Source organism: Candidatus Binatus sp. (genome assembly GCF_030646925.1).
Taxonomy (GTDB): Bacteria; Desulfobacterota; Binatia; order Binatales; family Binataceae; genus Binatus.
The window spans coordinates 1-16,223 of sequence record NZ_JAUSKL010000112.1; the positions used below are offsets into that span (position 1 = coordinate 1).

17 protein-coding genes and 1 pseudogene are annotated in these 16,223 nt (G+C 59.5%); 5 read left to right on the forward strand and 13 right to left on the reverse strand.

Going from position 1 to position 16,223, the window contains the following annotated elements; all coding sequences use genetic code 11:
* The first annotated feature begins 125 nt into the window (after positions 1–125).
* Positions 126–929, forward strand: coding sequence for an ATP-dependent sacrificial sulfur transferase LarE (larE, locus tag Q7S58_RS19475; RefSeq protein WP_304830011.1), 804 nt, complete (start codon positions 126–128; stop codon positions 927–929).
* A 39-nt stretch (positions 930–968) separates the two neighbouring features.
* Here the strand turns inward: larE and Q7S58_RS19480 are convergent, their stop codons facing one another.
* The 4 genes from Q7S58_RS19480 to Q7S58_RS19495 all read right to left on the reverse strand — a co-directional run bounded on the left by Q7S58_RS19480 (position 969) and on the right by Q7S58_RS19495 (position 3,791).
* Entirely contained in the window at positions 969–1,598 is a 630-nt protein-coding gene (locus tag Q7S58_RS19480) for a hypothetical protein (RefSeq protein ID WP_304830014.1), read from the reverse strand.
* A 483-nt stretch (positions 1,599–2,081) separates the two neighbouring features.
* The gene (locus Q7S58_RS19485; protein ID WP_304830017.1) at positions 2,082–2,363 is read right to left on the reverse strand and encodes a hypothetical protein; all 282 of its coding nucleotides are present in this window, start codon (positions 2,361–2,363) and stop codon (positions 2,082–2,084) included.
* A gap of 534 nt (positions 2,364–2,897) precedes the next feature.
* The gene (locus Q7S58_RS19490; protein ID WP_304830020.1) at positions 2,898–3,089 is read right to left on the reverse strand and encodes a hypothetical protein; all 192 of its coding nucleotides are present in this window, start codon (positions 3,087–3,089) and stop codon (positions 2,898–2,900) included.
* A gap of 120 nt (positions 3,090–3,209) precedes the next feature.
* Positions 3,210–3,791 carry a GNAT family N-acetyltransferase gene (locus Q7S58_RS19495; protein ID WP_304830023.1) on the reverse strand — a complete coding sequence of 194 codons (582 nt, stop codon included), beginning with the start codon at positions 3,789–3,791 and terminating at the stop codon, positions 3,210–3,212.
* Between the two features lie 283 nt (positions 3,792–4,074).
* On the opposite strand from Q7S58_RS19495, the gene Q7S58_RS19500 reads away from it, so the two are divergent.
* Both Q7S58_RS19500 and Q7S58_RS19505 read left to right on the forward strand, forming a co-directional pair.
* Complete coding sequence (locus Q7S58_RS19500) at positions 4,075–5,610, forward strand: wax ester/triacylglycerol synthase family O-acyltransferase (RefSeq protein WP_304830026.1); 1,536 nt, start codon at positions 4,075–4,077, stop codon at positions 5,608–5,610.
* 10 nt (positions 5,611–5,620) lie between these two features.
* Positions 5,621–6,217, forward strand: a complete 597-nt coding sequence (locus Q7S58_RS19505) for a DNA-3-methyladenine glycosylase I (protein WP_304830029.1) — start codon at positions 5,621–5,623, stop codon at positions 6,215–6,217.
* Positions 6,218–6,298: 81 nt separating this feature from the next.
* On the opposite strand, the gene Q7S58_RS19510 is transcribed toward Q7S58_RS19505, so the two are convergent.
* From Q7S58_RS19510 to Q7S58_RS19530, 6 genes and pseudogenes are all read right to left on the reverse strand, one after another.
* Positions 6,299–6,721, reverse strand: a complete 423-nt coding sequence (locus Q7S58_RS19510) for a hypothetical protein (RefSeq protein ID WP_304830032.1) — start codon at positions 6,719–6,721, stop codon at positions 6,299–6,301.
* Between the two features lie 362 nt (positions 6,722–7,083).
* A complete protein-coding gene (locus Q7S58_RS19515) occupies positions 7,084–7,401 on the reverse strand; it encodes a hypothetical protein (RefSeq protein ID WP_304830035.1) in 318 nt (105 codons plus the stop codon).
* A gap of 309 nt (positions 7,402–7,710) precedes the next feature.
* Positions 7,711–7,851 (reverse strand): annotated as a pseudogene (locus tag Q7S58_RS22340) (hypothetical protein); the annotation flags it as partial.
* 386 nt (positions 7,852–8,237) lie between these two features.
* On the reverse strand, positions 8,238–9,887 hold the full coding sequence (locus Q7S58_RS19520; protein ID WP_304830038.1) for an acyl-CoA synthetase: 1,650 nt from the start codon (positions 9,885–9,887) through the stop codon (positions 8,238–8,240).
* 114 nt (positions 9,888–10,001) lie between these two features.
* On the reverse strand, positions 10,002–10,415 hold the full coding sequence (locus tag Q7S58_RS19525; protein ID WP_304830042.1) for a zinc ribbon domain-containing protein: 414 nt from the start codon (positions 10,413–10,415) through the stop codon (positions 10,002–10,004).
* Positions 10,416–10,424: 9 nt separating this feature from the next.
* Complete coding sequence (locus Q7S58_RS19530) at positions 10,425–11,204, reverse strand: N-acyl homoserine lactonase family protein (protein ID WP_304830046.1); 780 nt, start codon at positions 11,202–11,204, stop codon at positions 10,425–10,427.
* Between the two features lie 221 nt (positions 11,205–11,425).
* On the opposite strand from Q7S58_RS19530, the gene Q7S58_RS19535 reads away from it, so the two are divergent.
* A complete protein-coding gene (locus Q7S58_RS19535) occupies positions 11,426–12,109 on the forward strand; it encodes a hypothetical protein (protein ID WP_304830049.1) in 684 nt (227 codons plus the stop codon).
* A 110-nt stretch (positions 12,110–12,219) separates the two neighbouring features.
* The gene (locus tag Q7S58_RS19540) at positions 12,220–12,900 is read left to right on the forward strand and encodes a hypothetical protein (RefSeq protein WP_304830052.1); all 681 of its coding nucleotides are present in this window, start codon (positions 12,220–12,222) and stop codon (positions 12,898–12,900) included.
* Between the two features lie 170 nt (positions 12,901–13,070).
* Here the strand turns inward: Q7S58_RS19540 and Q7S58_RS19545 are convergent, their stop codons facing one another.
* From Q7S58_RS19545 to Q7S58_RS19555, 3 genes are all read right to left on the reverse strand, one after another.
* Positions 13,071–13,901, reverse strand: coding sequence for an enoyl-CoA hydratase/isomerase family protein (locus Q7S58_RS19545; RefSeq protein ID WP_304830053.1), 831 nt, complete (start codon positions 13,899–13,901; stop codon positions 13,071–13,073).
* A gap of 315 nt (positions 13,902–14,216) precedes the next feature.
* A complete protein-coding gene (gene argE, locus Q7S58_RS19550; RefSeq protein WP_304830056.1) occupies positions 14,217–15,404 on the reverse strand; it encodes an acetylornithine deacetylase in 1,188 nt (395 codons plus the stop codon).
* A 41-nt stretch (positions 15,405–15,445) separates the two neighbouring features.
* Positions 15,446–16,126, reverse strand: a complete 681-nt coding sequence (locus tag Q7S58_RS19555; protein ID WP_304830058.1) for a TetR/AcrR family transcriptional regulator — start codon at positions 16,124–16,126, stop codon at positions 15,446–15,448.
* Positions 16,127–16,223: the final 97 nt, after the last annotated feature.

The following is a 16,223-nucleotide window of genomic DNA, read 5'->3' on the forward strand; positions in this document are numbered from 1 at the left end:
GCGAGCGCTATCTCACCACCGATCTCTTCCAGGCCGAGGGCATCTAGGCTCGCTTGGTTCAACGAAGCTTCGACGTTTAGATTGTTAAGATGATAGCCGACGCCCTGCGAACCAAACTCGATCGTATGCGCGAAATCTTCGCGCCGATGCGGTCCGTCATCGTCGCATTCTCCGGCGGCGTCGATTCCACCTTCGTGCTCAAAGTCGCGCACCAGACCATCGGCGATCGCGTGCTCGCGCTTACCACCACCTCGCCCACGATGCCCGCCGAAGATCGCGAGTCCGCGCTCACGATGGCCCGATTGATCGGAGCGCGCCACCTCGTGCTCGAATCCAACGAACTCGAAATTCCCGGCTACGCGTCGAATCCGCTCAATCGATGCTACCTCTGCAAGCACAACCTCTTCACCGTGTGCGAGGCCAAGGCCGCCGAACTCGGCATTGACGTAATCGTGGACGGCCTCAACCTCGACGATCTGAACGATTATCGCCCTGGGATGCAGGCCGCGTCCGAAAAACGCGTGCGCCATCCGCTGGTCGAAGCCGAATTGACCAAGGCCGAAATCCGCGAACTGTCGCGCGCGATGAACCTGCCGACCTGGGATCGACCCGCGTCGCCGTGCCTCTCCTCGCGCTTCCCCTACGGCACCACGATTACGCCCGAGGCGCTCGCACAAGTCAGTGCAGGCGAGCAAATTCTCCATGCGATGGGATTCCGCGTCGCCCGCGTGCGCTATCATGGCGACGTCGCGCGCATCGAACTCGAGCAACACGAGATGCCGCGAATTTTCGAGCCCGCCAATCGCGACTACGTCGATCGCGAGTTCAAAAAAATCGGCTTCCGCTTCGTCACGATCGATTTGAAAGGCTTCCGCTCCGGCTCCCTGAACGAAGGCCTGGTCCTAGCCTCCTCTCCTCCCAAACCCTGACCCCTCATCCTCTTGCCGCCCACGGCGCCGGATTCCTTTTCATTTCAGCGCGTCAAGACAGGCGTTCTCGAACAACGTGAGAACCTCGATGTGTTTGTCAGTGCTCAGCGATGCTTCTGCGTAGTAGACGTTTTGCTCAAATTGGACGTTCTCACGACGATCCAATCGAAATATTTGTGGAGCAAAGTTCGAATACTTGGTTTTATCGATCCAGAAATTAACGTTTATTAGCTCATACGGTGGCCTGATTTCCCACCATTCGTCCAGGTTGTCACTCATTGCAGCCCCGACGGAAGAGAGAAACGGAAACAGATCGCGTAAGGATTTTTCAAGACGTATTTCAAGCTGACTTGAGTGCGCAGTTCCCGGCCTTATTGGTTCGAGCTCAAGTTTGAATTGCTTACGAGCCCAACCCAGAATGTGGTCCAGAATAAGATCCGAGTCTTTTGTATTGGTGTGTGTTGCAACGCTTAGACCTGAGCGAAACACTTGAAAGTAGTCGATAGTGAATATTTCTCCGCTCAACGCTAATTTACCCAGCCTAAAAGTCATTCCCTTGTTTGGCTCAATCCCTGACAGTTCCGCGCTAGTCGGCAGCCCCTGGAATCCATATTGGGCAGCCAATGCAGCGCTTGCGTCTGGTAAATAGCCTAGATCTCCGCCGATCATACGAAGGGCTCGCACGCTCTCTGCTCGCATTACCGAAAGAACCTTCATGGGGTGACAATCGGGAACTTCCGATCCTCTGATGATTGTGCTGGTTGGAGAAACGGTGGCATATTCACCGCAGGCTGCGGCGAGCGGCGGCCGCTCATACCCGCTTCTCCTCGATGGCTTGGTAGTATCTCCGATCTAAGTTCTGGTTCCCTAATCAAATCGTCGACATCCACCACTGTCCCGTCTAACTTTAATACCGCTGCCATCCCAAGTAACAGGTCGCTCACTGTATCGAGGGTTAGGTTGCCGGGCGCACCGAGCCATCGGGTAACCTGTTCAGGTTTGCGTCGTATGCGCCGCGCTAGATCACGTTTGGTGAATCCTTTTGTATCTTGCAGCAAGATGAATTTTCTCAGCACGAGTTGATGCAATTGGTGCTTAAGTTGTTCTCGGAAAAACGCAATCCGACTGAGCGGAATGGATTCCGAATCTAGATCACGGATTTCGGTCAAAAACTGCGTCGGAGATATAGTCGGCAAAGTAGTTCCCCATCAAAGGTTGATACGTCGGAAAGAGGCGTCGCCACTCGATTGCGCAGCGAAGAATTGCATCTTGCCATTCTCTCGAACCGAATTGTTTTAGTTGAAGCCGAATCTCCCACGTAAGCGCGACAAATACGTCCTTTTCGGCAAAGCGCCCGAGAACTTGAATGCCGGGCTTCGGATCGACGCATCGTATGTCCCATACTTCGTCGCGCGGCGGTTGCAACTGGCTCATGTACGAAGACCCACCTCGCCGAGGGTCCCTAGCTACGACAATTGGGTCTCTCCAGATGAACGCCAACAAATCGGCATGGGCACGACCACATCTGTACTCATCTTCGTCATCGGACCAAGGGCCCAAAATCTTCGAATTCACATCTTCGGAAACATAAATTTCGCGCTTCTGCCTAACTCGAAAGATCGGCTGTAGCTTGAAAAGTCTGGCTGGCTCCGACTCGCACAGCCCTTGGATTTCGGCCCGAATTGACATATAAGTCAATTCCGTCGAGCAGTCAACTGGTACGCTAGTCGCGTCCTGTCACGTTGGAGACCCGCAATGCGCTTGCGCATCTAACTTTGAAAACCATTGATCTGGGCATGAAGAGTTTTTAGAGCAGAATTAGACGGGATCAAGCAAGACTGACTCAATCTGACACTCCTAACCGCCATTTGCTAATGTTGCGATGAGCACGTCATCGGCCTGATATTTTTTTGGAGAGAGAGTCGAACCCGTGCGGCGACTGTCAGAGCGCCCGCGCCGACGCGACCCCTAGCTGCCGTAGTTGTAGCCGGGCTTTTCCGGATCGACGAAACCGCCCTTTCCATCAAATGCTGTCGAGCTATGGACGCGGCAGAACGACGAATATTGGCGCGAGCCAAATCCGTCGTCATAGAGGATGCTGCCCCGCACGTACATGATCGATTCGTCGCGCCGGATCTCCGCGCGCTCGCGCGCCCACAATTCCGCGTGCGCGATCGTTCCCGCAATTCACTTGAACGCGCCGCTCAGTTCCGACGCGAACGCGCGCAAACTCAACGCAATCGACACTGGCCTCGAGGGCAAGCGCATCGCCGCGAAGTCCTACGCCGCGACGTGATCGTGAAAGCCCGCCACGTCGAACGTCATAATCAGCAGATCGCGCGAGCGCCCACTTCGATCCTCGACCCAATCCGTCAGCATCGCCTCGACCTGGAAGCCGAGCCGCTCGAAGGCCGCGCGCGCCGCGGTCTGATCGGTGGTCATCTGCGCGGTGATCTTCTTGAGCCCCAGCGAGCGCGCCAGATCGAAAACCTCAGCCGCGAGCCGGTGCCCAAGCCCCAGCCCGCGATATCGCGGCGACGCGTTGATGCGAATCTCGCCGACCCGCCGCGTCCATCGCGCCTGGTCCAGGTGCACGCTCGCGTACGCCGCGATCTCGCCGTCGATTTCCGCTAGCAGCGTGATCGTGTGGCCGTGCTTGATGTTATCGACCCATTGCTTCACCACGCTGCGATCGGTGATGTCGGTGCGCAGAAACAGCAGGTCGTCGGCGGGCAGGCTGGCGGCGAAGGCGAGCATCTTGTCCAGGTCGTTCGCTTCCATCAGGCGCAGCCGGGCGGTTTTATTGCCGCGCAGTTTCACCTCCTGCGGATACGGGCGATTGGTCTTGATTTGCTCGGCCATCGGATTTCCTCCCTCGATTCTGCCCCCCGCAGGCGACCGCTATCCTTGCGCAGCCGCGCCGATCCGGCAAGCGCCACGAGGATTCCTCGCGAGCCTCATCCCAAACCTTTCAATGATCCATGTCTGCTTGCACTACCAGCGCGAACCGCGTCAATGTCTTCTATTGCGCAAGCGCCCGTTGGTCCCGATTTTCTTCATCGCCGAGCAGGGCGCGAGGCCGCGTTTTGCGCGCGACGCATCGGTAGTTGAATCAATCTGATGCGTCTCGAAAGGTGAGCTGATCATGGCCGGAAAAAACAAAGCCGCTTCGAGCTATCGCCTCTCGACCCAGGACTCGACCTTCATCTACGGCGAGTCGAACAACGGACCCTTGCACATCGGTTCAGTCTCCATGTTCCAGGGCCGCATCGATTTCCACGGCTTGCTCGGCCATATCGAGGAGCGAATCCACCTGATCCCGCGCTACCGGCAGCGCCTGGCCGAGGTCCCATTCAACGTCGCGCACCCGATGATGGAGGACGACCCCGAATTTTCGGTCGAGCGCCATGCCATCCGCCATGAGCTGGACGACGGCCTCACAGAGGCCGAAGCGTTCGCGGAAATGATGGAGGTGTTCCAGAAGCCGCTCGATCGCGCGCGGCCGCTCTGGGAAATCCACAGCTACGAGAACATGCCCGGCAATCGCACCGCGATTTTGTGGAAGGTTCATCACTGCCTGGTGGACGGAGTCTCTGGCGTCGAGCTGCTGAAAGTGATGTACGATTTCCGCGCCGAGCCCGAGGACATCCCGCAACCCTCGCAGCCGTGGGTCGCCGCCGCGCCGTCGAGCAGTATTCGCCGTTTTGCCGAAGCGGTCCGCGATCAGATTTCGACCACCGTCAATTCAACGATCACCGCCGCAGTGCAGGCAATCGAGGAGCCGGCGGCAGTCGCGGAACGCGCGCGGATGCTCGGCGAAGCGATGCGCTTGATGACCGAATTGATGACGCGCCGAATCGTCGCGACGCCGTGGAACTCGACGCCCGTCACCCAGGAACGCGCCGTCGCGTGGTCGAAGCAATCGTTCGCCGATTTCCGCGCGATCCGATCCGCCTTCGGCGGCTCGGTCAACGACGTGGTGCTCACGATGCTCACCGAAGGCGCGGCGCGCTACCTCGCGCATCACGGCTACGCGGTCGAGGGACAGCAGCTTTGCATCGGATGCCCGGTGAACGTGCGCCATAGGGAGGAACGCGGAGCGCTCGGCAATCGCGTCTCGATGATGTTTCCCACCGCGCCCGCCGCGCCGATGGACGTCGTCGAACGCCTCAAATTGATTCACGAGGAAACCGAGCGCATCAAGTCCGCCGGTCTCGCGCAGGCGCTCGAAACGGTGATGACGCTCGGCGATGCAATTCCGCCGGGACTGATCGGGCCGGCCTCGCGCGCTGCGATGCTGGCGATGGATGCCGCGGGCGCGTTCGCGAAGTGGTCGCGCTGGACGCCGAATCCCAATGGCTTCAACCTGCCGCCGATCGGAATCAATTTTATCGCGACCAACGTGCCCGGCGTGCAGGTCCAGCAGTACTTGAACGGCCACCTCTGCCTCGACATGATTCCGCTGATACCGCTCGGCGCGACGATGGGCTACGGCGTCGCGATCGTCAGTTACTTCCGCAATTTGTATTTCGGCATGATGGGCGAGCCGCGCGTGATGCCCGACGTCGCGCTGATGAAGGAATTTGTCGATGAAGCGTTCGCCGAATTGAAAGAGCGCTGCGCGGACGCGTCGCAGGCAACTGTCGCGCAGATGAAAGGCAGCGAATCGGCGAACGCCTGAAGAACTCGCGATGGGTGCGGCGAAGGCGGCAGATGCGGCGGTGCGATGCGGATGGGCGCGCAACGACCTCGCGATTCGTTATCACGACGAAGAATGGGGCGTGCCCCTGCACGACGATCGGATGTGGTTCGAGGCGCTGGTGCTTGACGGCGCGCAAGCCGGCCTTAGCTGGGACACGATTCTTCGCAAGCGCGAAACTTATCGCATCGCATTCCGGGGATTCGATCCGGCGAAGGTAGCCAGGTTCGGCGATCGCGACATCGCGCGACTCCTCGCCGACCAGGGAATCATCCGCAACCGGCTCAAGGTCGCGTCGGCAATTACCAATGCGAAGGCCTTCCTCGCGTTACAAAAGGAGTTCGGCAGTTTCGACGCGTACATCTGGCAGCTCGCGGGCGGGCGGCCGCGAATCAATTCGTGGCGCGAGATCGGGCAGGTACCGGCGCGCACCTCAGAATCGGACGCGCTCAGCAAGGCGCTGATCGCGCGCGGCTTCAAGTTCGTCGGCTCGACTATCTGCTACGCGCTGATGCAGGCGACCGGCATCGTGAACGATCACATGGTCGATTGCTTCCGCTACCGCCAGGTCTTAAAGCTCCGCCGCTAGCGATCGAACTTCACCACGCCGCGCCAATGTGACGCATAGAAAGGGCGCGGACCAGACAATCCGGCTCTCGAAACTTTCGCGCTAGAGCACGTCTTTTATCAGGGAAATCGGGAAACTCGCGACGTTATGCCAGTCGCGCGAACCTACGACCCGAAAGAACAGATTCAAACTCAGCTTGTCATACACTGGGAGCCCAAGAACACTCGCAACTATTCGGTGATTCGGTTGTGTAAATTCCCATTGAGCCACATTCTCCAGCAGCGTTGAACCCGCACGATTTTCCACAGTGATCCTCTGCTCGAATATGACTCCTGCATCAGCCGACTCCTCTTGCCATAGACTTAAGGCCGACCATGCGATCGGCAAGGAAAAGTTCGGCGGTACGGCGCTCCCCGGCGGGAGCTTGTAGTGAACCTCTTGCAATACCGCGATCAAAGATAGACTGTTGGTTGTCTGGTCAATCAGAACTTTTTCGCACGGCGCAAATATCAGCAGTTTTGGCATTTTGTTTCAGGCAGGGATTTTGGGGCGTAGATCATTGCTCGCTGCCTCGCGCACGGGGGCCTCGAGCACGGTCGGTGGTGGACCGGGTCTATTAACTCCCGCAGCTTCAATTGTCTTATCTGCTGAAACGTTCTGCGCAGCCAGCCTCGAGAGCTGGCGCAGCACATCCCAATCGGGCGGAGGAGGAGTGTAGTCGCTGAACCATCGCGCGCCACTTGCGATCCATCGGTCGCGCAGAGCTTCCCAACTTCGAGTTAGGTCATGATATCCAAACTCGGTCCCGCAGCAGGTGCAGATGCTGTAATCCGCTGGCGGATCCGCGAGCGCATCATAACCGCACACCGGACAAAAGTAAGTCGCTTTCATTTTCCACACTCCACCTGAAAGTACCTCAGGTTGCCGCTAAATCCATGCCAGCTTCTCTCAGGCTTGTAAAATGTTTTAATCACTCCGTCTGGCCGCATAACTGCAAAAAAGTCGGTGGCGCGATCGTATCGAATCGTATCACCATTGCCCAATCTCACGCATTCGACCATCGTGACGACGAGCGCAGCATTCAGAAATCCAATTGCCATTTGCTCGTATTCCGTCGCCGTCGCAGTACCACAATCACGGCCGTGCGCCTGGAAGTGATCTGCTCGTTTCGCCGCATCGGCGAAGCCAGTTGCAACGATGCCCACGAGGTGTAATCGCGTCCCCCCTCCGAAGCCGAGAAAGCTCTACCACGGGTCATGTTATTAAGATAGCAGCTTGTCCCCACGTAAGTTGATTGTACACTACTACAGTAGGAAACTTGAAGAGGCTTAGAACTGCAGATCGACTTCCCATTTTCAAGCTCGTCCGGAAGTCTACTACATTCTCGGCTACGGCAGTTCGCTCCTGCGCGGATGCTCTCCTGGCATATCGGCCAGTTCATCGTAAAACTCCGCCGTCTCCGGTATCGGTCCCGGCAATCCCAGTCCCATGATGATCGGCTGCGCGGCCTTCCACGCCGCTCTGCTTTCCCATCGCGCGACCCCGAAATATTGCTCCGGATTTTTGTGGCTATGAATCAGGAAGCTGCCGTACGCGCCCTGGCAATGCGATTGAATCTGATGCGTCCCCTGTTTCCAGTGCTCGATGAAGCCCGCCGCTCTTGCGGCGGGTAGGTGAGCGACTGTCGCTCACCTACCTCGTCGCGTTCCGCGACTTCGGCTTCCCTTCGACTTCGCTCAGGGCAGGCTCTCTTCGATTGAATAACGGGCGAGGTACAGGACGGGAGCCTCCGCTCAAGATGACGGAATGGACGCACCCTGCCAGAGCAAATAGTCGATCCCTCCGTGTCCTTTGGGGCGCATCGAGAAATCCAGGTCCGCGCTCCATCGTCGCTTCGCGATGGAACTTCACCCGAGACCAACCCCAACCGGCGCTTCCTCTTTTTGGGCCGTACTAACAGCGCGTAGCGGGCATCTTAATGCCACAGGAAGTCTGAAACCCAGTGTGGGTTTCAGATCTCTCCCTCCTACTCCTCTCCTTCCTAACTCTTAGCCTTCGATTGTTCGCGCGCGCGGAGTTCGCGACGCATGATTTTGCCCGTCACCGTGGACGGGAACTCGTCGAGAAACTCGATCTCGCGCGGCGCCTCGTGCGCGGCGAGCCGCGTTTTAACGTGCGTCTGGATTTCCTTGATCATCTCGGCCGACGGGGTGAATCCCGGCAGCAACTTCACGAATGCCTTGATCGCCTGCCCGCGCTGCGGATCAGGAATACCGATCACCGCGCACGACGCGACCGATTTGTGCTCCATGATTTTCGCTTCGATTTCCGACGGCCCGATCCGGTAGCCCGAACTCTTGATCACGTCGTCGTTGCGCCCTTGGAAATAGACATAACCTTCGTCGTCCATATGCCCGAGGTCGCCGGTCATGCACCATTCGCCCTTGAATTTCTCGCTCATCGCGGCGGGATTCTTCCAGTACTCGCGCATCACGACCGGCGAATCGCGGCGAATCGCGATCTCACCAGCCTCCCCGGTTTTGAGCGGCACTCCTTCCGGCGAGACGATTGCGACGTCGTGTCCGGGATACGGCTTGCCGAGCGGCTCGAGCCGCGCCTTCTCGATCGCGCTGCACGTCCCGATAAAGTAGTTCGCTTCCGTCTGCCCGAAGCCCTGGTTGAATTCGACCCGCAGCTCTTCATCGACCCATCGCGCGAGTTGCGGACTGACGGGTTCCGCGCCGCTGACGATACATCGGAGCTTCAGCTTGTATTTGTCGCGCGGCCGCTTCACCTCGCGCAGAACTTTAAGCGCCGTCGGTGGATAGAGGCCGACCGACGCGCCGTATTTCTCGAGCAGCTTGAACGTGACGTCGGGATCGAACCGCGCCTTGCTGCGATACGCCAACACCGGAATCCCGTACGGCCAGATCGCCAGCAAGCCGTCGAGCAAGCCGCCCGCCCACGCCCAATCCGCCGGACTGTAGTAAAGATCGCCGTCGCGCAAATAATTGTACGAGTAATCGATCCCGTTGTGCCCCAGCACGTAGCGCGCGACGTGCAGCACTCCTTTCGGATTGCCGGTCGTGCCGCTGGTGTACATCAGCAGCACGGGATCCTCGGCGCTCGATTTCTCCGTCGTGAAACTCGGCGCGCCTTTGCTCAGCAGCTCGTCGAAGCTTAAGCCGCCTTTGCCACCGTCGGTGACGATCACGTGCTTGAAATTCGGGAGCGTCTTACGATCGATCGCGTCGATCTTCTGGACCGTCTCCGGCTCCATCAGGATCGCTTTGGCCGCGCTGTTCGACAGCCGATACTCGATCGCGTCGGGGCCGAACAGTTTCGATATCGGCAGCGCGATCGCTCCCAGCCGATAGCACGCGATATGCGCGATCGCCGTCTCGGGCCGCTGCGGCGTATGCACCGCGACCACGTCGCCGCGCCCGATTCCGAGCCCGCGCAGCGCATTCGCGAACCGGTTCGTCGCCTCGATCATCTGCGCGAACGTGTAGCGCGCGGTGTGCCCGTCGTCGTCCTCGTACAGCAGCGCCACCTTGTCGCGCAGCTCGACATGGCGATCGAGGCAATCGATCGCGACGTTGTAATCCGCCGGGATATTCCACCGATGCATCGCGCGAAGCTCGGCAAAAGTCTTCGCCCCGCGCACCGTCTGTTCCTTGAGTCCAATCATGCTGGATGCCTGCTTAATCTATTACTTTGACTTTTCAATTCTTCGCTCTTGATGCGACCTGTCCGGCTTTTCTTTTCCGCTTTCCTACTACTAACAGCGCGTAGCGCGCATCTTTTAGTCGCCCCGGAAGCTCGAAACGGGTGGGGGTTTCGAACTCTTCTTCTTCGTCTTCTCCGGCGTCCCCTCGCCGCGCGATGCCCGCTGATGCTCACGCGCCGCGCTCTTGTCGTCGAATTCCACGCCGCGCCCCATCTTATGCGCCGCGAATCGCGACGCCGAGAAATCGTCCATCGCGCACGGCCTCGCAAACGGCGGAACTTCGAGCCTGGTGACGTCCACCGCCGCTGCGGCCGCCCGCTCCGACGCCGTCATGATCGGCGCGCCGCTATGAATCGCGAACGTCGAAATCACCCGCCGCGATATGCCGCCGCAACTGGAGCATCGCCGCCGCCGATTCGCCGTATTCGCCGCCGCCAACACCTCGAAGACGCGGCCCTCGCGGTCACATCGATATTCGTAAATCGGCATCTTGGATCGCTACTCGATCTTGTGCGGAAGTTCCGCCCAGTCTTCCGGATCATGCGTGATCCACATCGTCGCATCGTGCATGTCGCGGATCGCCTTGATGCGCTGGATCGATTCCACCGATTGATTCGGGTTGGTATCGAGCGGCATCGTCGCTTCCGTCACGACCGCCGAGCGCACGTGCACCGTGTCGCCGGTCAGCAATATTTTTCGATTCGGCAGATTGACCAGCAGGGAGCATTCGCCCGGCGTATGCCCCGGCGTCAGCAGAAACTTGAGGCTGCCGTCGCCGAACAGATCGAAATCCGCGCCGAGTTCGAGCCAATCGTAGCCGCGCGTCGGAATATAGTCGTCGAGGATGAATGCCCATCGCCGCGCCGGATCGGGCCAGTACGCGTAGCGCAGTTCGTTCGATCCAACGATGAACTTCGCCTTCGGAAAGTAAGTCAGCCCGCCCGCGTGATCGAGATGCGCATGCGACAGGATTACGTACTTGACGTCCTCGGTCTTGTAGCCGACGCCCTCGATCTGCTTGTCGAGCGTGTCCGACTTGCTCCACTTGAGCGGCAGATGCCGCGCGGTTTCGCCCCAATAGCCAACCGCATCATCGATGATCTTCGGATTGCATCCGGTGTCGAACAGCACCAGACCCTTGGGATGCTCGATCAGGAACGACGGGCACGGCAGCGTCAGCAAAGTGTTGGGATCGCCGCCCTGCACCAGCAACGCGAGCGGCGCCGTCAATTCCGCGCCGGGCAGTGTCCACATTCGTCGAACTTTCGATTCAGCCATTTTAGCCTCGTTGCGACCGCTCCCGCTGCGAACGTATTTTTGCGCACGCCGACTTAGTCTGCATGGATTCAGATCCTGAAAAAGATCTGCCACAGGTGACTCTGAAAAGTCGAACCGGCGCGACTCGCAATCGCCGCACCCGCTCCACTGCTTTGAACGACTGTTCAATTGCGTGATAATGAGCGCCAGCTACTTCCTTTCGAAAATCGGAGTCCACTCGCATGAAGACCGCGACCACGATCCTGATGGCGCTGATATTTGCCGGATGCGCCGCGGCCCCGAGCCAACCGAATGCGCCTGCCGCCAGCGCCAATCCTGCCGAAACCGCTCGAGCCGAGCAGAGTGAACCGCCGGTCAAAGCCGGCGCCGCGTCCTCCGGCCCGACCATCGAAAAGCCGCCGACCTTCAAGAAAGGCTACAAGCTCACGTTTCGCTCACGCACCAGCGACTTCGATTGCACCTTTGAGGGCGAGGAGGACGGCCTGCTGGTTTTTCATTTCGCTACGAAAGAAAAATTGCCGTATGACTATCTCTACACGCCCGACATGAAAATCGCACAGATCCACAATGCGCAGATGCAGATGCGATTCGACCCGCCGATTGGCTTCGTGGACTTTCCGCTCTTCGTCGGCAAGAAATGGATGGTCGCATACAAGGGCACCAGCAACTCGTCGCATAGCATGGGCGAGACCGCGGTTGAAGTAGTGGGCTTCGGGCCGGTGAAGGTTCCATACGGGACGGTCGATGCGTTCGAAATCCGGGTCCGCAACACCGATCGCGAGATCGGGCGCGCCAATCCCTACGAGACATTCTGGTACAGCCCCGAGATCGGCTACTACGTCAAGCACGCGACCAACCGGCCCGTGTACGAGGATCCGTTCGAGCTGATCAGCTACACGAAATGATCCGACCTCGCCGCGCGGTCTGGATTTCTCCGCTGGTTTGAACGATCGTTCAGGAGCGTGATACACGTCCGACCGCACCCCGTCTCGAAAGATTGGAGTTGATTGCCCGAATGAAGATCGTAACCGCGATTCTGTTAGCGCTGGTATTTGCCGGATGCGCTGCGGCGCCAAACAAATCGGATACGCCAGCCGCCACTACTGTCCCTGCTGAAGATGCTCAAGCTCAAGCGAGTGAACCATCGATCAAAGCCGACGCCTCATCCGGCCCGACGATCGACAAGCCGCCGACCTTCAAGAAGGGGTTCAAGCTGACCTTTCGCTCGCGCAAAAGCGACTTCGATTGCACCTATGAGGGCGAGGACGACGGCCTGATGGTTTTTCACTACGACACCAAGGAAAAACTGCCGTACGACTATCTCTACACGCCGGACCTGAAGGTCGCGCAATTCCGCACCGCGCAAATGACGATGCGTATGGATCCGCCGGTGGGCTACGTCGAATTTCCGCTCTTCGTCGGCAAGAAGTGGACGACCGCCTACAAGGGCATCAGCAACTCGTCGCACACGATGGCCGAAACTGCGGCCGAAGTGGTTTCCTACGGACCGGTCAAGCTGCCATACGGAACGCTCGATGCGTTCGAAATCCGGGTGCGTAGCAGCGATCGCGAAATCGGGCGCGCCAACCCGTATGAGACTTACTGGTACAGTCCGGAGATTGGCTACTTCGTCAAGCATGTCACCAACCGCCCGGTCTATGAGGATCCCTACGCGCTGGTCGCCGTCACCAAGTGATTCGATTAGCCGATGTGATTTTCCCGAACCACCGCATTTCCACTGTCCTGAACTTTGCTTTCGGCCCAGTCTGGGAGCCTTGGATGCCGCCCGAGTTCTGAAAGTCTCGCGCCTCATTTTCATCGCGCAGCGATTTCTGAATCGCGAGCGAGTCCCTCCGCTACGCCGACCTACTTCGCATCGACGAAGTTAGGCTTGCGCTTCTCGACGAACGCCTTCACCGCTTCCTGATGATGCTTGGTATTAAACGTCATCATCTCGTACGCCAGCGACGCGTCGAGGATCAGATTCGCCTGCTGCTTCAGCCACTTGTTCACCGCGAGCTTGCTCCACCGGATCGCCAAGGTCGGCCCGTCGGCCAGTTCCTGCGCGAGTTCCCGCGCCTTGGGCATCACCTGCTCCGGCTCGACCGCATAGTTCACCATCCCGATCCGGCCCGCCTCGGCGCCATTAATGAAATTCCCGCGCATCAGGAATTCCTTCGCGCGATTCGGTCCGATCAGCAGCGGCCAGATCACCGCACCGCCGTCGCCCGCCACGATTCCGACCTTGACGTGCGTGTCGGCGAAGCGCGCCTTCTCCGACACCACCGTGATGTCGCACAAAAGCGCCAGCGTCGCGCCGAGTCCGATCGCGTCGCCGTTGATCGCGCCGATAATCGGCTGCTCGACGTCGAGCATGTTTTCCACCACGCGGCGTCCGTTCGACGCGGCGATCGGTCCGCGCCCGCGGCCCTTGCCCGCCTTGCCGGTGCCGCCCGCGAGCGTGCCGCCCGCCATCCCCTTGACGTCGCCGCCGGCGCAAAACGCGCGCCCCGCGCCGGTCAGGATGATCGCGTTGACGTCCTGATCGCTCCGCACGTCGAGCCAAATCTGTTCGAGTTCGTGATGCAGTTCGTTGTGAACCGCGTTCAGCCGGTCGGGACGGTTGATCGTGATCGTCGCAACCCGCTCGGCCACGTCCACTTTCAGGAATTCATAGTCGCTGTAGTCGGTCGCCATGATGAAAGAACCTCCCGCTCGCTTGTGAGAAATCGTGTGCCGTATCGATACGTCGAGATTCCTCTTATAGGCATACCGCAGAATAAGTTAAAACCCGCCCGCCTCCCCGCTGTGTGCAGGCAGAACGTCTCCGTGTCATTTCTGGCCGAAGCCCTGACCGAAGTCGTTACTTCATCCTGAGCCGACGGCTGCGCAGCCGTCGCTCATGAGTACGGAGCGGGGTCGGTGGGGGGCGGAGATCGCGCTCCGCACTCCGGTCCTTCGCCCGTTATTTTACTCGCCAGTGAAAAGCACGGGCGAGCTGGATGCGGATTTCTACTCGCTATTGCACATCCGCTCGATCACCTTATGCACCATCGCGGTGCCGCGCTCGAACGGTTCGCGACGGATATATTCATTCGGCTGATGCGCCTGGTCGAGATCGCCCGGCCCGCAGATCAGCGAAACGATGCCTGAACTGGTGAACCATCCGCCGTCGGTGCCATAGAGTGCGCCGCCAGAGGTCTTGGCGCCCGTCAGGTCGAACAGCACGCGTTCGAGCGGCGTGCCCGGCGGTGAGTTGAGCGGCGGCACCACCATCGTGCGGCCAAGTTCGACTGTCGCGCGATGCTCGTGCGAGGCATAGTCAGTCGTATCCAGTTCCGCGATGCGCTGCTCGACTTCGCGATACAATTGCAGTGGGTCGGCATTAGGCAAAGTGCGATAGCTGACCCGCAGCGCACATTCCTCGGCGATCATATTCAACGCCAGTCCGCCCTTCACGGTGCCGAAATTGACTACATCAGTCGGCGCGTCCGGAAATATACTTTGAAACTCCGGATCCGGCGAAATCCGCCGCGCTTCCTGCAGACGGCCGATAGCCTCGATCACGCGGCCCATCACGGCGATCGCGTTGACGCCCCTGGCCGGCGCGCCGCTATGCCCGCCGATGCCGCGCACCGTCACGCCGAACGACACGATACTCTTGTGCGCGCGATAGACTTCGTACGACGACGGCTCGCCGATCCAGGCCAACTTGGGAACCGGGCATTCGCCGAGTATCTGCCTGAGCGCTGGCGCGACTTCATGCGCGCCGAGGCATCCGACTTCCTCGCTCGCCGTGAACACGAACACCAACGGGCGCTTGAGCTTCGACGTATCCAGCGTGCGCACCGCGTCGAGGCAATTCGCGATGAAACCCTTCATGTCGCTGGCGCCGCGGCCATAGATTCGATCGCCCGCGGCCTCGAATTTCAGCGGCTCGCGCTCCCATCCCGGCTGCCCGGCGTACGGCACCGTATCGACGTGCGCGGAGACGATCAGCCCGTCGCTGCGCGGCGGTCCCGCCCATGCCACCAGGTTCGCCTGCGAAACGCCCAGCAACTCCACCGGTTGTAGCGCTGTTTTGAAGCCGCGCGACGCCAGTTCCTTCGCCAGGTATTCCATTGCCGGCACCGCGCTGTTGCTGCTGACGGTATCGAACCCGATTAGCCGCTTCGCGGCTTCATACAAATAGTCATACATAATTGCCTACTAACTGAGTAATGCCGAAACGCGCGAACTGGCTAATCGCTGCCGTCGTACAGGACGCGCATCCAGATCGTTGTCAGCGCCTCGATAGCGGCGCGAACGTCGGGTTCGTCCGATTGCTCGAACTTCTCCGTCAGATACCGCTCGCCCATCACCACCAGCGCGCGAGCGGTTTCATCGGGGTCGAGCGGTCGGGTGCGGCCCTGGCGAATCTCACTGCGGATGCGCTCTGCCGACGCTGCGACCAGGCGATCGCGCAAGGCGCCATATACCTCGGCGACTTGCCGATCTTGTGCGGCCGCCGCCGAGAGCGCGCGAATCAGATGCCCGTGCTCCTGGTAGATGCCGATGTAGCCAGCCCATCCTTTCCGGAGTTCGGTGCGCGGATCGCCTTGACCGTTGAGCCATTCTTCGGTGACCGGAAAGACCCGGGTTTGCAGCTTTTCGACCAGCTTGATCACGAGATCGTGGCGGTCGCTGAAGTATTCATAGAAGGAGGGCCGCGAGAGCCCGGTCCGCGCCATCAAGTCATCGACGGTCATCGCATGGAACGGATGCTCGCGCAGGAAAGCCTCGGCTGCCGCAAGAATTTCAGACTGCGCATCCTCGGGACGGCGCCGACGTCGCCGCCGGCGAGGCCCGACAATGGTCGATAAGGCGGTGCGTGATTTTCGCTCGAGGCGATCGGTGCTTTGCGATTTAGCGGCTGGTTTCATCGCTGACGCGGGAACCGAACCCGAAGATCGCGCCAATCATGGGCAGATTCCCGCGTGGCATGCCTCTTCTTTACACAATCAGCGACGCTTTAACAAA

Excerpts from the sequence above, each read along its gene's own strand:
- larE (WP_304830011.1), top strand. The coding sequence starts at position 126 with ATGCGCGAAATCTTCGCGCCGATGCGGTCCGTCATCGTCGCATTCTCC.
- Q7S58_RS19480 (WP_304830014.1), bottom strand. The coding sequence starts at position 1,598 with ATGATCGGCGGAGATCTAGGCTATTTACCAGACGCAAGCGCTGCATTG.
- Q7S58_RS19485 (WP_304830017.1), bottom strand. The coding sequence starts at position 2,363 with ATGAGCCAGTTGCAACCGCCGCGCGACGAAGTATGGGACATACGATGC.
- Q7S58_RS19495 (WP_304830023.1), bottom strand. The coding sequence starts at position 3,791 with ATGGCCGAGCAAATCAAGACCAATCGCCCGTATCCGCAGGAGGTGAAA.
- Q7S58_RS19500 (WP_304830026.1), top strand. The coding sequence starts at position 4,075 with ATGGCCGGAAAAAACAAAGCCGCTTCGAGCTATCGCCTCTCGACCCAG.
- Q7S58_RS19505 (WP_304830029.1), top strand. The coding sequence starts at position 5,621 with ATGGGTGCGGCGAAGGCGGCAGATGCGGCGGTGCGATGCGGATGGGCG.
- Q7S58_RS19510 (WP_304830032.1), bottom strand. The coding sequence starts at position 6,721 with ATGCCAAAACTGCTGATATTTGCGCCGTGCGAAAAAGTTCTGATTGAC.
- Q7S58_RS19520 (WP_304830038.1), bottom strand. The coding sequence starts at position 9,887 with ATGATTGGACTCAAGGAACAGACGGTGCGCGGGGCGAAGACTTTTGCC.
- Q7S58_RS19525 (WP_304830042.1), bottom strand. The coding sequence starts at position 10,415 with ATGCCGATTTACGAATATCGATGTGACCGCGAGGGCCGCGTCTTCGAG.
- Q7S58_RS19530 (WP_304830046.1), bottom strand. The coding sequence starts at position 11,204 with ATGGCTGAATCGAAAGTTCGACGAATGTGGACACTGCCCGGCGCGGAA.
- Q7S58_RS19535 (WP_304830049.1), top strand. The coding sequence starts at position 11,426 with ATGAAGACCGCGACCACGATCCTGATGGCGCTGATATTTGCCGGATGC.
- Q7S58_RS19540 (WP_304830052.1), top strand. The coding sequence starts at position 12,220 with ATGAAGATCGTAACCGCGATTCTGTTAGCGCTGGTATTTGCCGGATGC.
- Q7S58_RS19545 (WP_304830053.1), bottom strand. The coding sequence starts at position 13,901 with ATGGCGACCGACTACAGCGACTATGAATTCCTGAAAGTGGACGTGGCC.
- argE (WP_304830056.1), bottom strand. The coding sequence starts at position 15,404 with ATGTATGACTATTTGTATGAAGCCGCGAAGCGGCTAATCGGGTTCGAT.
- Q7S58_RS19555 (WP_304830058.1), bottom strand. The coding sequence starts at position 16,126 with ATGAAACCAGCCGCTAAATCGCAAAGCACCGATCGCCTCGAGCGAAAA.